General features: G+C 58.1%; 15 protein-coding genes. 7 read left to right on the top strand and 8 right to left on the bottom strand.

Features of this window, described 5'->3' with window-relative positions:
- Nucleotides 1–5: 5 nt before the first annotated feature.
- Nucleotides 6–557, top strand: a complete 552-nt coding sequence (locus WCX72_RS08500) for a YqiA/YcfP family alpha/beta fold hydrolase (protein ID WP_345969385.1) — start codon at nt 6–8, stop codon at nt 555–557.
- Here WCX72_RS08500 and WCX72_RS08495 read toward each other — a convergent pair.
- The 8 genes from WCX72_RS08495 to WCX72_RS08460 are packed head-to-tail and all read right to left on the bottom strand — an operon-like array spanning nt 554 to nt 6,916.
- Nucleotides 554–1,696 (bottom strand): DegT/DnrJ/EryC1/StrS aminotransferase family protein, encoded by a 1,143-nt coding sequence (locus WCX72_RS08495; protein ID WP_345969384.1) that lies wholly within the window; start codon nt 1,694–1,696, stop codon nt 554–556. The genes WCX72_RS08500 and WCX72_RS08495 overlap by 4 nt on opposite strands.
- 31 nt (nt 1,697–1,727) lie before the next feature.
- The gene (crcB, locus tag WCX72_RS08490) at nt 1,728–2,114 is read right to left on the bottom strand and encodes a fluoride efflux transporter CrcB (RefSeq protein WP_345969383.1); all 387 of its coding nucleotides are present in this window, start codon (nt 2,112–2,114) and stop codon (nt 1,728–1,730) included.
- A complete protein-coding gene (locus WCX72_RS08485; protein WP_345969382.1) occupies nt 2,111–2,803 on the bottom strand; it encodes a lysophospholipid acyltransferase family protein in 693 nt (230 codons plus the stop codon). Before WCX72_RS08485 ends, crcB begins: the two co-directional genes overlap by 4 nt.
- Nucleotides 2,781–3,959: a hypothetical protein gene (locus WCX72_RS08480; RefSeq protein ID WP_345969381.1), complete on the bottom strand. Its 1,179-nt coding sequence runs from the start codon at nt 3,957–3,959 to the stop codon at nt 2,781–2,783. Before WCX72_RS08480 ends, WCX72_RS08485 begins: the two co-directional genes overlap by 23 nt.
- Nucleotides 3,959–4,633, bottom strand: coding sequence for a phosphoribosylformylglycinamidine synthase subunit PurQ (gene purQ, locus WCX72_RS08475; protein WP_345969380.1), 675 nt, complete (start codon nt 4,631–4,633; stop codon nt 3,959–3,961). Before purQ ends, WCX72_RS08480 begins: the two co-directional genes overlap by 1 nt.
- On the bottom strand, nt 4,630–4,872 hold the full coding sequence (gene purS, locus WCX72_RS08470) for a phosphoribosylformylglycinamidine synthase subunit PurS (protein WP_345969379.1): 243 nt from the start codon (nt 4,870–4,872) through the stop codon (nt 4,630–4,632). The genes purQ and purS overlap by 4 nt, the downstream gene beginning before the upstream one ends.
- On the bottom strand, nt 4,872–5,588 hold the full coding sequence (purC, locus tag WCX72_RS08465; RefSeq protein WP_345969378.1) for a phosphoribosylaminoimidazolesuccinocarboxamide synthase: 717 nt from the start codon (nt 5,586–5,588) through the stop codon (nt 4,872–4,874). Before purC ends, purS begins: the two co-directional genes overlap by 1 nt.
- Complete coding sequence (locus WCX72_RS08460) at nt 5,588–6,916, bottom strand: S41 family peptidase (RefSeq protein ID WP_345969377.1); 1,329 nt, start codon at nt 6,914–6,916, stop codon at nt 5,588–5,590. Before WCX72_RS08460 ends, purC begins: the two co-directional genes overlap by 1 nt.
- A gap of 219 nt (nt 6,917–7,135) precedes the next feature.
- Here WCX72_RS08460 and WCX72_RS08455 point away from each other — a divergent pair, with 219 nt between their 5' ends.
- The 6 genes from WCX72_RS08455 (at nt 7,136) to yidC (ending at nt 12,647) form a co-directional block, all read left to right on the top strand.
- Nucleotides 7,136–9,712 carry an AAA family ATPase gene (locus tag WCX72_RS08455; RefSeq protein ID WP_345969376.1) on the top strand — a complete coding sequence of 859 codons (2,577 nt, stop codon included), beginning with the start codon at nt 7,136–7,138 and terminating at the stop codon, nt 9,710–9,712.
- Between the two features lie 23 nt (nt 9,713–9,735).
- Nucleotides 9,736–10,134 (top strand): hypothetical protein, encoded by a 399-nt coding sequence (locus WCX72_RS08450; protein ID WP_345969375.1) that lies wholly within the window; start codon nt 9,736–9,738, stop codon nt 10,132–10,134.
- A gap of 103 nt (nt 10,135–10,237) precedes the next feature.
- The gene (gene rpmH, locus WCX72_RS08445; protein WP_231018503.1) at nt 10,238–10,372 is read left to right on the top strand and encodes a 50S ribosomal protein L34; all 135 of its coding nucleotides are present in this window, start codon (nt 10,238–10,240) and stop codon (nt 10,370–10,372) included.
- An 11-nt stretch (nt 10,373–10,383) separates the two neighbouring features.
- A complete protein-coding gene (rnpA, locus tag WCX72_RS08440) occupies nt 10,384–10,701 on the top strand; it encodes a ribonuclease P protein component (protein WP_345969374.1) in 318 nt (105 codons plus the stop codon).
- Nucleotides 10,698–11,024 carry a membrane protein insertion efficiency factor YidD gene (gene yidD, locus WCX72_RS08435; RefSeq protein WP_345969373.1) on the top strand — a complete coding sequence of 109 codons (327 nt, stop codon included), beginning with the start codon at nt 10,698–10,700 and terminating at the stop codon, nt 11,022–11,024. The genes rnpA and yidD overlap by 4 nt, the downstream gene beginning before the upstream one ends.
- Nucleotides 11,025–11,027: 3 nt before the next feature.
- Nucleotides 11,028–12,647: a membrane protein insertase YidC gene (gene yidC, locus WCX72_RS08430; protein WP_345969372.1), complete on the top strand. Its 1,620-nt coding sequence runs from the start codon at nt 11,028–11,030 to the stop codon at nt 12,645–12,647.
- The last annotated feature ends 2 nt before the right edge of the window (nt 12,648–12,649 follow it).

Genomic DNA, 12,649 nt, shown 5'->3' with positions numbered 1-12,649 from the left:
CACCCGTGATCCTTTATCTTCACGGTTTTGCCAGCTGCGGCGACTCGACGAAAACAAGACTCCTCAAGGCACATTTCGGCGGGGCGGAGGTACTCTCCCCCGACCTGCCGGTCGAACCGGACGAAGCCATGGCGTTTCTGCGCCGCTTGATCGGGCAGCATGACGTTTCACTGTTGATCGGTTCATCGCTTGGGGGATTCTACGCGACGGCGCTGAGTAGTGAGTACGGGCTCGACGCCGTACTGATCAACCCCTCCGTCCATCCTTTCAGGACGCTCGCCCCCTATGTAGGCACCAATACCTTCTGGTGCAGCGGTGAATCCTTCGAGTGGAAAAGCGACTACTTGCTGCAGCTGGCAAGGATCGCCGAAAGGATGCGGCTGCCCGATGCGCGGCTGCTGGTCTTGCTACAGACGGGGGACGAACTGCTGGATTACACCGTGGCCGAAGCCGTCTACGGCGATTACGAGGTCATTGTGGAAGCGGGCGGCAACCACCGCTTCGAAAATCTGGGGGAGTACCTGGAGCGGATCGAAGTGTTTTACGGCGATGCCTAGCGGACGCCGCTGGGGAGGGTGGCGATCCTCTCTTGTAGCCAGCGGGCGTTGTCCGCGTCGGTCCCGGCGCATTCGCTGAAGCGGGGCAGATCGCTGATCAGCGGCCAGAGTGCGCGTGCGGCGACACCCTCCGCATTGGTCGCTTCCAAAAAGGCGTCGCGGTCTTCGGGCGCTTCAAAGAGCAGGGCATTGAGCCAGCAGTTCGGCTCGTTCTGTTTTTTCATCCGGAAGAGCTGCAGTTCTTCATCCTCTTCATACTCGGCGAAAAACTCCCGGTAGCGGCGTGTCAGATCGCGCTGCTTGGTGACGATGGTACGGATGTGTTCCATCTGGGCGCATCCGACCGCGGCATTAAGGTTGGACATGCGGCTACTGAAGCGGCCCTGTTCCGCGCCCTGGGCGTCGGAAAGATAGGGGATCGTCCCGACGCTCCTTGCCTGCTCGGCGAGGGCCTCGTTGTCACAGACGAGTACGCCGCCATCCCCACAGGTAGCGATCTTGTGCCCTTCGAAACCGTAGATGCCGCAGCGGCCGAAACGCCCGGCCATGGTCCCTTTGTAGGCAGAACCGAAGGCCTCGGAGGCATCTTCGATCAGCATTATGCCGTACTCGTCGCAGACGGTCCGGATGTCGTCGATGCGGCAAGGGAATCCAAGGGTGTGGACCGGGACGCAGGCGGTGATGCGCCGTCCCGTATGGCGGTTGAAGCATCCCCCCTCGCGAAGTTCGGCGTTGTAGGCGAGGAATTCCCGCAGGCGGTCGGGGTCCATGCCCATCGTTTTGCGTTCGACGTCGATGAAAATGGGTTCGGCGCCGAAGCTGTCGACGGTATTGGCCGTCATGGCGTGCGCAAGCGGCTGGGTCAGGACTTCGCAGTCGGGACCGGTTCCCGCCAGGACGAGGGCGACGCGCATCGCCGATTCGGTACTGTTGAAGGCGACAGCATAACGGGAACCACAGTATTCATTGACCATTCCCTCAAAACGTTCGACGTACTCACCCTCCGAGGAGACCTCCATACTTTCGATACAGCTGCCGAGGTAGTTCTTCTCGTTGCCGACGAAACGCGGCGCATGAAGGGGGACCGCCCCGGTGCTTCGGAAGAGGTTCCGGATATATCGTACGGTGTTGCTGTGCATAGTCTTCCTTTCGATTAATATTGGTCTGCGCTCACCGCAGCAGGGCCGACGCCAGTTTGAATCCCCCGCCGGCCATCAGCACGGTACCCAGGGCATTCAGTCCGATATTGGCGGCAGCCAGCGCGATATGGCCGCCGCTGAGCAGCATGACGCTCTCGATCGCGAAGGTCGAATAGGTCGTCAGGGCGCCCAGGATCCCCGTCGAGAGGAACGATTTGACGTGCAGGGAAAAATAGGTCGTGTACATGAAGTAGGCGACGAGAATCCCCATGATGAAACTGCCGATCAGATTGACGCCGAGAGTGCCGAAGGGGAGGTCATGCGGCACGCGGTGGGAGATGAGGCCGTTGAGATAGGCGCGCAGCACGGCACCGATAAAGCCGCCGCTTCCGATAGCGAGCAGGGTGGTCAAGCTCATACGTTTTCCTTTTGTACATAGCGGTCATAGGTTTCTTGCATCTGATGCTGCACGGTTTCAAGCCACTTTTTATCGCTTTTGTCCGCGGTGAAACTTTCCAGATAGATCGCGGTGATCATTCCCGGCGCGGCTGTCATGCGCTTGGTGCTGAAGAAACGGGCGGTGTGGATCAGCACGACGGGCTGTACCGTCAGGCCGAGCTTGTCGGCGATCAGTTTCGCCCCGGGTTTGAAGCGGCGCATCCGGCCGCTTTCCGAACGCGTCCCCTCCGGAAAGATACAGACGATTCTCCCATCGTCAATGCGCTCCTTGGCCGCCTTGAGGAGGGCAACGAGGGCGCTTTTGCTCTCGCGCTCCAGGGGGATTTCCCGGGAGAGACGGACGGCCAGGGAGAAAAAGGGCACTTCAAAGAGCTCTTTTTTGGCCACCCAGGCGAGTTCGCGTTGCGTCGTACTCTCGATCACGCCGATGTCGAGTTCGCTTTGATGGTTGATGATATACATCTGCGCCTCGGGGTCGGGCTCGCCGACTTTGCGGACGTGCACGAAGATCAGAAGCCGGATGAACCAGGCGGCGATTTTGGAGGCGTAGGGACGGGGGACGAAGGGATAGAAGAGGATCTTGAGCAGCAGACCCGTAAAGATGACGAGGGTGCTGTAAACCCAGTTAATCCGCGCAAGTATCTTCATTCTTGACCCAACCGATCTGATCGTTCTGGAGGCGAATCTTCGTATAGCCTTTGCTATGCCCTTCGGCATCGAGCTGGTGGCGCTGCGGCGTGATCTCGAAGACCGTCGCGTTGCGCATCGGCAGCAGGTAGATGGGCGCTCCCTCTTTGATACAGACCTGCTGCAGCGGGATATTGAGCCAGGCGGCATAGCCCCCAGCCGCGATGCCGACGGCCAGAAGGGTCCAGGAGCGTTTCCAGAGTGCCAGCAGGAAAAAGAGGAGGAACAGCACGAGGAAGATGATCGTCTTCTGGGCCACATGCCCGTGCTCGATCGGATTGATATCGCTCGTCGTCGAGACGAGATCGTCGTCGACCTCGATCGGGATACTGATGCGTTCATACCGTTTGTTCTGCAGGTTGAAGTACTGGAAACGGAGGACTTCGACGGTTTTGGGCAGGACGGCATAGTAGCTCATCGAGGCGAAGTGCGGGTTGATCTGCAGCGATTCAAAGTCCTGCTTTCCGGCCTCGGAGAGGTGGAAGTCCCTCAGGTCGCTGCGGTTGGCATCGGCCGAGATCACGATGATGTTGTGCCCCTTGTCGTAGACGGTGGTCTTGACATGGGTGATCGCGAAACGGTCCGCCAGGATGCCGCAGAAATTTTTCGGAGGATTGAGCACCGTTGCTTCGATAGCCCCGCCCTGGATGGGAGCGGAGCTCTCCTCTTCGCCGTATCCCAGGGTCAGGACCGGGGTGATATCGGGCAGCAGGGCGCGCTTTCCGGTGACTTTGAAATAGAAGCGGTCCAGGTAGGTGTGCTCCTGCCGCTCCCGTTCGGGGGAGTCGCTGAGCAGTGAGAGGCCGCTGCCGCCGCTGAAACGGTAGGAGAGGTCGTTGAAAAGGTCGGTGGTGATGACGGTCCGGATGACGATGGAGACGATCTCGCCTTTGAAGAGCCGCTCGGGTTTCTCGACAAGCGTGGCGTAGAGATGGCGGGTATCGGGCGTCTCATCCTCCTGCACGGAAAAGTCGGCGCTTTCGACCTCGGCCGCATCATTCGGCTCTTCGGCCTGCATGGTAAAGGGCATAACGGTTTCGGGGAGGTCGGTGACGATTGTGACGGCCTGCAGGAGGCCAATAGTACCGAGCCAGAGGAGCAGCAGGAGTGAACGCATTATGAAGCGAAGAACCCTTCAAGCATCGCCTTGCCGTCCGCGGAGCCGAGAATAGCTTCCATGGCGCGTTCGGGGTGCGGCATCAGTCCGAATACGTTCTTGGCGGCGTTGCAGACGCCGGCGATGGCGTCGACGGACCCGTTGGGGTTGCTGATGCTGCCCTCGGCATCGCAGTAGTGCAGCAGTACCTGGTCATTGTCGTAAAGCGCCTTGAGACCGTCCGGATCGATATAGTAGTTCCCGTCGTGGTGAGCGATGGGGATGTTCACGACATCGCCCTTGTCCAGCTTGTTCAGGAATGCGTTCTCGTTCCCGACGACTTTGAGGTGGTGATGGCGGGAGATGAAGTGGAGGTGCTCGTTGCGCTTGAGCGCGCCCGGCAGCAGCCGTGACTCGGTCAGGACCTGGAAGCCGTTACAGATACCGAGGACTTTTCCGCCGCGATTGGCGTGGGCCTCGACCGCCTGCATGACGGGGCTGAAACGGGCGATAGCGCCGCTGCGCAGGTAGTCGCCGTAGCTGAACCCGCCCGCGACGACGACGAGGTCCGTATCGTCGGCGATTTTGGTCTCTTTATGCCAGACGAGCTCCGTCGCCGCCCCCAGCTTTTCGAAAGCGTACTGCGTGTCATACTCGCAGTTCGTTCCGGGAAACTGAATGATGGAGACTTTCATGAGACGATCTCGATGGCGTAATCTTCGATAACGGTATTGGCCAGCAGGGATTCGCACATTTCGGTGACCTCCGCTTTGGCGCTCGCTTCATCGGCGGCGGAGAGGTCAAGGATGATCTGCTTGCCGACGCGGACGTCGTTGACGCCGTCGAATTTGAGTGAGTCCAGCGCGTGATGGACGGCTTTGCCCTGTGAATCCAGGACACCCTGCTTCAAAAATACGTTGACGATTGCTTTCATTACTTTGCTCCCAAAATACGGTTGAGGACCTCTTCGTAGGCCACTTTGAGTCCGCCGAGTCCCTGGCGGAAACGGTCTTTGTCCATCTTTTCACCGGTTTCCATATCCCAGAAGCGGCAGTTGTCCGGGCTGATCTCGTCGGCGAGGATGATGTTGCCCTCTTTGTCCTTGCCGAATTCGAGTTTGAAGTCGACGAGGTTGAGCCCTTTTTCGGCAAAGTAGGGTTTGAGGATATCGTTGACCTGGCGGGCCATGCGGCGGATCTTGTCAAGCTCGTCCTGGTAGTCGACGAGACCGAGGATCAGGGCGTGCTGATCGTTCAGTTTCGGGTCTCCGAGTTCATCGTTTTTATAATCGAATTCGACGAGGGTGAAGGGGAGGACCTTCCCGTCCTCGATCCCGAGGTTTTTGCTCAGGCTTCCGGTCGCGATATTCCGGACGATCACTTCGATCAGAATGACGTCGACGCGCTTGTGCAGCATATGGTTGTCGTCGAGCATACCAACGAAGTGCGTCGGAACGCCCTTCGATTCGATCAGTTTGAAGAGTTCCGTCGAAATCTTGTTATTGAGGGCGCCTTTGCCCGCTTCACTCGATTTCTTGGCGCCGTTGAATGCGGTCAGGTCATCTTTGAACTCGGAGATCAGCAGGTTCTGATCGTCCGTCGTAAAAAGTTTTTTTGCCTTGCCTTCATACAGCAGTTCGCGTTTTTCCATTAATGTGTTCCTTTCACGATGGTAAGTGCTTTGAGAATGTCAACAGCCTCTTTGAGCTGAATATCGTTGCCGATCTGTTTTTCGGTGATGATGTTGCTGTCCACCTTTTCGTCCTCACCGCTCTTGGTGGTATTGCCGTCGATCTTCTGCAGCTCGCTTTTAAGGTGCATCTTCAGGTCGGCCTCTTTGATCGAAAACTCGTCGTCGTCGGTCTTCGGTACGACACCGCGATCGACCAGGACGTCAGGGGTCACGCCGATCGCCTGGATCGTCCGGCCGCTTGGCAGGTAGTAGCGCGCGACCGTCAGCTTGATGGCCTCGTTATCGCTGATCGGCAGAATGACCTGGACGGAGCCTTTCCCGAAGGTCTTTTTGCCAACAAGCACGGCACGTTTGTGGTCCTGCAGGGCGCCGCTGACGATCTCGGAGGCTGATGCGCTCCCCTCGTTGACGAGGACGACGAGGGGCTTCTTCGTCAGGGTTGCGGATTTGTGGGCGCTGTATTCGGTGTTTTCGCGTTCGTCACGCCCCTTTTGCGAAACGATGACCCCTTTATCGACAAAAAGGTCGACGAGGCCGACGGCCTGGTCAAGCAGACCGCCGGGGTTGTTGCGCAGGTCGAGAATGAACCCTTTGGCGTCGCCGTTATGCTGGCGGATCGCCTTCGAGATACCCTCGACGACTTTTTGGTCGAAACTCGTGACACGCAGGTAGACGGTGTCGTCGCCGATGGTCTTGGCATAGACGGACTGGATCTTGATGACGTCGCGGATAATGTGGACCGGGAAGGGTTTGGTCTCGCCTTTGCGGACGATGGTGATGTCAATCGGCGTTTTCGGCTTGCCGCGCATAAGATGGACCGCTTCGTCGATGTCCATATCGATTGTCGGGGTGTCATCGATCTTGAGAATGATGTCGCCCGCCTGCAGACCGGCCTTGTCCGCCGGGGTGCCTTCGATCGGCGCGATGACGGTCAGGGCACCGTCTTTGATACCGACGGTGATCCCCAGGCCGCCGAACTCGCCCTTGGTCTGCACCTGGAGGTCTTTAAAGCCCTTCTGGTTCAGGTAGGAGGAGTGGGCGTCGAGTTTGCCCATCATTCCCTCGATGGATTTGTTCATCAGGGTCTCGATGCTCTCCTCGTCGACGTAATATTTTTCGACGATACTGAGGACCTTAGTGAATTTCGCCAACGCCTGGAGCCGGGAAGCTTCAACCGTCGGTGTTCCCTCGGTGGGTGCGTCGGCGAGGAGGGCGGTGGAATAGGTCAGGGCTACGGCCGCCGTTGCCGTGAGAAAGCCCATCGCCATCATCTTTTTCTTTTTCATTTTCTGCTGCTTTCCAGTCTCGCAATTTTTGAGCGTCTATTATAGTCAAACAATAGTAAAATAAAAGCATGCAGACCGTGGTATGCCGTGCAGAAAAAAGCGGCATGATGGATAGGGTTGATGAATCTTTAGTCTTACTGTATCAAGTATAGTTGACAGCACTAGACTAAAGATGCTATAATCATTCCACTCAATAGCAGCTGATAAAGGACGCATAAAATGAATACGATTTTTGAAAAACTGACCCATCAGATGACACAGACCATCGAATCGGCCCTTTCGCTGGGGCTGCATAACCAGAACAACGAAGTCGAGCCGGTACATGCCCTTTGGGCGCTGCTCACGAACAGCGACAGCGTCCTGAACCAGGCCCTTCGGAAGATGGGCGTTGATAAAAGCGCGATCGAGCTTGACGTCAAAAGCGCGGCGGACAAGCTTCCCAAAAGCAGCGGGGTGAGCAAGGAGAACATGCGGATCTCGCGCAACCTCGTACAGGCCCTTGAGCGGGGCGTGGGTGAGATGACGCGCAACGGTGACAGCTACATGGCCGTCGACAGTTTCATCCTCGGCAACCTGGAGAGCGAGCCCTTCGGCACGATCCTCGGCAAGTACATCGACAAGATGGAACTGCGCAAGACCTTTGAAGCGATGCGCGGCGGGCAGAAGATCGAGAGCCAGACGGCGGACGAGAACCTCGAGAGCCTCTCCAAGTACGGTATCGACCTGACGGCGCAGGCGGCAGCGGGCGAACTCGCCCCCGTGATCGGACGTGACGAAGAGGTGCAGCGCATGATGCAGATCCTCATCCGCAAAACGAAGAACAACCCGATTCTCCTCGGCGAACCGGGGGTCGGTAAAACCGCCCTGGTCGAAGGACTGGCGCAGCGCATCTATAATAAAGAGGTGCCGCTTTCCCTGCAGAATAAAAAGGTCGTGGCGCTGGATATGAGCGCCCTGATCGCCGGGGCGAAGTACCGCGGCGAGTTCGAGGACCGTCTCAAGGCGGTCATCGACGAGGTGAAGCAGAGCGGTAACGTCATCCTCTTTATCGACGAGATCCATACCATCGTCGGCGCGGGGGCGTCGGAGGGGAGCATGGACGCGGCGAATATCCTCAAGCCGGCGCTGGCCCGTGGCGAACTGCACACGATCGGCGCGACGACGCTCAAGGAGTACCGCAAGTACTTTGAAAAAGACGCGGCCCTGCAGCGCCGTTTCCAGCCGGTGACGGTGGACGAGCCCTCCATCAATCAGGCACTGCAGATCCTGCGTGGGATCAAAGAGCGCCTTGAAGGGCACCACAACGTCACCATCACCGATGCGGCGCTGGTGGCGGCAGCGAAGCTGTCCGACCGCTACATCTCCGACCGCTTCCTGCCGGACAAGGCGATCGACCTGATCGACGAAGCGGCGGCGGAGCTGAAGATGCAGATCGAGTCCGAACCGCATGCACTCTCCGGCGCGAAACGCAAGATCCAGGAGCTTCAGGTCGAGAAAGAGGCACTGAAAATGGACGAGAACCCGGCCAATGAGAAGCGTCTGGGCGAGATCGAAAAAGAGCTGGCGGACGCCGAAGAGGAGAAACGGACCCTCGAGGCGCAGTACCAGGGGGAAAAAGAGGTTTTCGAGCGCATCGCCGCCATCAAAGGCGAGATCGAGGCCAAGCGCCGCGAAGCGGAACTGGCGAAGCAGCAGGGCGAGTTCAACAAGGCCGCCGAGATCGAGTACGGCAAGATCCCGCAGCTGGGCGAAGAAGAGGTTGCGCTCCAGGAGAAGTGGAAAGCGATGCAGGGGGAGGGCACCCTGCTCAAAAACAGCGTTGACGAAGCCTCCATCGCCGGGATCGTTAGCCGCTGGACGGGGATTCCTGTGACGAAGATGCTGCAGAGCGAACGCGAAAAGATCCTCCATATCGAGGATGAACTCAACCGCGACGTCGTCGGGCAGGACAAGGCGACCCACGCCGTCGCCCGCGCCATCAAGCGTAACAAAGCGGGTCTCTCCGACGCCGACCGCCCGATCGGATCGTTCATGTTCCTGGGGCCGACCGGGGTCGGTAAGACCCAGACGGCCAAGACTCTGGCCAAGTTCCTCTTCGACAGCGAAGAGGCGCTGATCCGTCTGGACATGAGCGAATACATGGAGAAACATGCGGTCTCCCGTCTGGTCGGTGCGCCTCCGGGGTACGTCGGCTACGAAGAGGGCGGGCAGCTGACCGAGGCGGTGCGCCGCAAACCCTACAGCGTCGTGCTGTTCGACGAGGTGGAAAAAGCGCATCCGGACGTCTTTAACATGCTCCTGCAGGTGCTCGACGACGGACGGCTGACGGACAACAAGGGGGTGACGGTCGATTTCACCAATACGATCATCATCCTCACCTCCAACATCGCCAGCGACAAGATCATGACGATGCAGGGGGACCCGAACCTCGAAGAGGTGGTACTGGGCGAACTGCGCGGCAAATTCAAGCCGGAGTTCCTCAACCGCCTCGACGACGTCGTCATCTTCAACCCGCTGGGCGAGGATCAGATCATCGCCATCGTCGACCTCTTCTTCGAGGCCATCGCCAAGAAGGTGGACGAGCGGAACATTTCGCTGACGCTGACGGATGAGGCGAAACGGCTCATCGCACGGGCCGGCTTCGACCCGGTGTACGGGGCGCGCCCGCTGAAGCGTGCGCTCTACGAGATCGTCGAAGACCGCCTGGCCGATCTGATTCTCGGCGGCGAGGTCGAAGAGGGGAACCGGGTCGTCTTCGATGCCGAGGGCGAAGAGATCACCGTGGCCGTCGATTAATCCGGACGCGCTACAATCCCGGTATGAAAATGCTCAAACGCCTTTTACTCCTCCCGGTAGTGATGCCGGGGCTTTTCGCGACGCTCCTGGCCTGTACGGGGGATTGCCTTACCTGTCACCCGAAACTGTTGCCGACGATCCAGAGCGATCCGCGTCATAAGCCGATGCTCGGCTGTATCGATTGCCACAGCGCCGACCCCAACGCCATGGCCGAATGCGGCAGCGAGTGTTTCGCCTGCCACCCCGTCGAGAAGATCGAGAATGTGGGGGTAGAGGAGCATAAAGTGATCCGGGGCTGCCGGGACTGCCACGTGCAGATCAAGGAGGCCCTCAGCGACATCGCGACGCCGAAGGACCAGTCGGTCATGCCGCCGCTGAAAGAGCTGCTCATCCCGCCGGCCGATACGAACGGCGGCTTTTGAGCCATCCGGCAGGGAAAAAATGGCAGACTTTTTCTTATCCTTAAATAACTATTAAGTATGAATTAGGCATAATTGCGCACTAAATTTTCAGAGAGGAATGGTCATGAAAAGAACATACCAACCGCATAACACGCCTCGTAAACGTACCCACGGTTTCCGTGCACGTATGGCGACAAAAAACGGCCGCAAGATCATCAACGCACGTCGTGCCAAGGGCCGTAAGAAACTGGCCGCCTGAGTTCGTCCGCAGTGCTGAAACACAACCGCGAGTTTCAGCTGGTCTACCGTAAGGGCAAAAGCGCGCATTCACCTGCGCTTGTCCTCTTCTACCTCCCCAACACCCCTTTTATAACCGTCGGATTCACTGCCAGCAAAAAAGTCGGCAACGCCGTGAAACGCAACCGGGCCAAACGCCGTATGCGTGCGCTCTTTTACGGTCTTGAACCGCAGCTTGCCGCCGGCAGTTACATCCTTGTCGCCAAGGCGGCGACGGTCGAGACCCCCTACGCCGTGATGGAAAAAGCGCTCCGGAAAATGGCGGAGCGGGTGGGGGCGCTTCAGGTATGATTCGAGGGCTGGTACTCGGGATCATCTGGATCTATCAGCGCAGCTTCACGCTGATCGGCCGGGGGAGCTGCCGCTACTATCCCAGCTGCTCGGAGTATACCCGTCAGCAGTTCGAACAGAATCCGCTTCTCTATGCTTTTTATTATTCGACGAAACGCATCCTCACATGCAACCAGCTGTTCCCCGGGGGAATAGATTATGTCGAGGTGGCGAAATTGCGGCCGAATCCGCAAGATTTAACCATTAATAGGATAAAGTACTGGCTCGTTCCAAAAGCGGGAAACCGCTTTTATCTCATCAAGAATTTTTCGTTTAAAGGCTAACGTGTGTTTGAAAAAATGAGTCCCAACCAGCGGCTGATCCTGGCCGTGGTCCTTTCATTTGTCTTCTTTATTGTCTATACTGCGATCTTCCCGCCGGAGATGCCGGAGAGCGCAGAGCAGAACGTCACGCTCAAAGAGCGGGTAGGTACCGAGGCGACGACCCCGACAGTCACGGACAACGGTGTCGGTCATACGGTGGCGGTCAGCGAAAAAGTGGCCAACCCCGACGCCACGAAGCTGGTGACGGTGGAGTCCTCCGAATTTACGCTCAAGATCGATACCCTCGGCCGGATCGTGTCCAAGGTGCTTAAAGACAAGAAGTACTACGTCGATGACAAGCCGACGGAACTCATTGCCCAGGAGGGCGCGCAGCCGCTCTTCATCCGTTTTGCCGACGAGGCTATCAATGCGGAAGCACTCAAAGTCCCTTACCGTGCGGATGCCAGTAGCCTTACACTGGATGCGGCGGGTACGAAAAGCGTGACGCTCACACAGACGCTTTCCCAGGTGACCGTGACGAAGACACTGACCTTCTACGCCGACGGCCACTACGACATCAAGGTTTCCCTCTCCAAACCGATGCGCTATTTCCTCTATGTCGGGCAGCATGCGGAGCACAAGGGTCAGATGATGATGGCTGTGCACGGCGTCATGGGCTACACGGCTGACGGCGTCTCCAATATCTTTGAAGACGGTGACGTCGAGGGACGCACTGCGCTGCGTGACGTGAAACTGCTCTCGGCCTTTGACCAGTATTTCGCTTCCATCTTCTACGGGCTCGATCCCGAGGTCATCGTCAACATCGACCGTGACCGCAGCGACAACCCGATCGCGTATCTCGAAGCTACCGACTCCCTGAGCTTCAACGGCTTCATCGGTCCGAAGGATTACCGCCTGCTCGAATCGATCAACCCGGTGCTCGTCAACGCCATCGAGTACGGCTGGTTTACCTGGGCGGCGAAACCGCTCTTTGGTTTCCTGCTGTGGCTGCACGGCTTCTTCGGAAACTGGGGCTGGGCGATCGTCGCGCTGGTCGTCGTGATCCGTCTGGTGCTCTATCCGCTGACTTACAAGGGGATGATCTCCATGCAGAAGATGAAGGATCTCGCACCGAAGATGAAAGAGCTGCGCGAGAAGTACAAGGGCGATCCGCAGCGCATGAACGCGGCGGTAATGGAGCTCTACAAGAAGAACGGTGCCAACCCGATGGGCGGCTGTTTGCCGCTGCTGCTGCAGATCCCGGTCTTCTTCGCGATCTACCGTGTTCTGCTCAACGCCGTCGAGCTGCAGGGGGCGCCGTGGATGTTCTGGATCGGCGACCTCTCCCGCATGGACCCGACCTACATCCTGCCGATCCTGATGGGTGCTTCCATGTATTTCCAGCAGAAGATGACGCCGAATAACTTTACCGACCCGATGCAGGAGAAGATCTTCAAATACCTGCCGGTCGTCTTTACCTTCTTCTTCGTCACCTTCCCGTCAGGCCTGGTGCTTTACTGGTTGACGAACAACCTGCTCTCCATTGCGCAGCAGTACATGGTGAACAAGCAGTATGCGAAGATCAAAGCGGCACGCCACGAAGCGCACCTGGCGCAAAAAGAGCATAACGGGGGCGAGGCCTGAAT

Source organism: Thiomicrolovo immobilis, from assembly GCF_039645955.1.
Taxonomy (GTDB): Bacteria; Campylobacterota; Campylobacteria; order Campylobacterales; family Sulfurimonadaceae; genus Thiomicrolovo; species Thiomicrolovo diazotrophicus.
The sequence above is the reverse complement of the archived record's forward strand: the minus strand, read 5'-3'. Positions and strand labels throughout refer to the sequence as shown.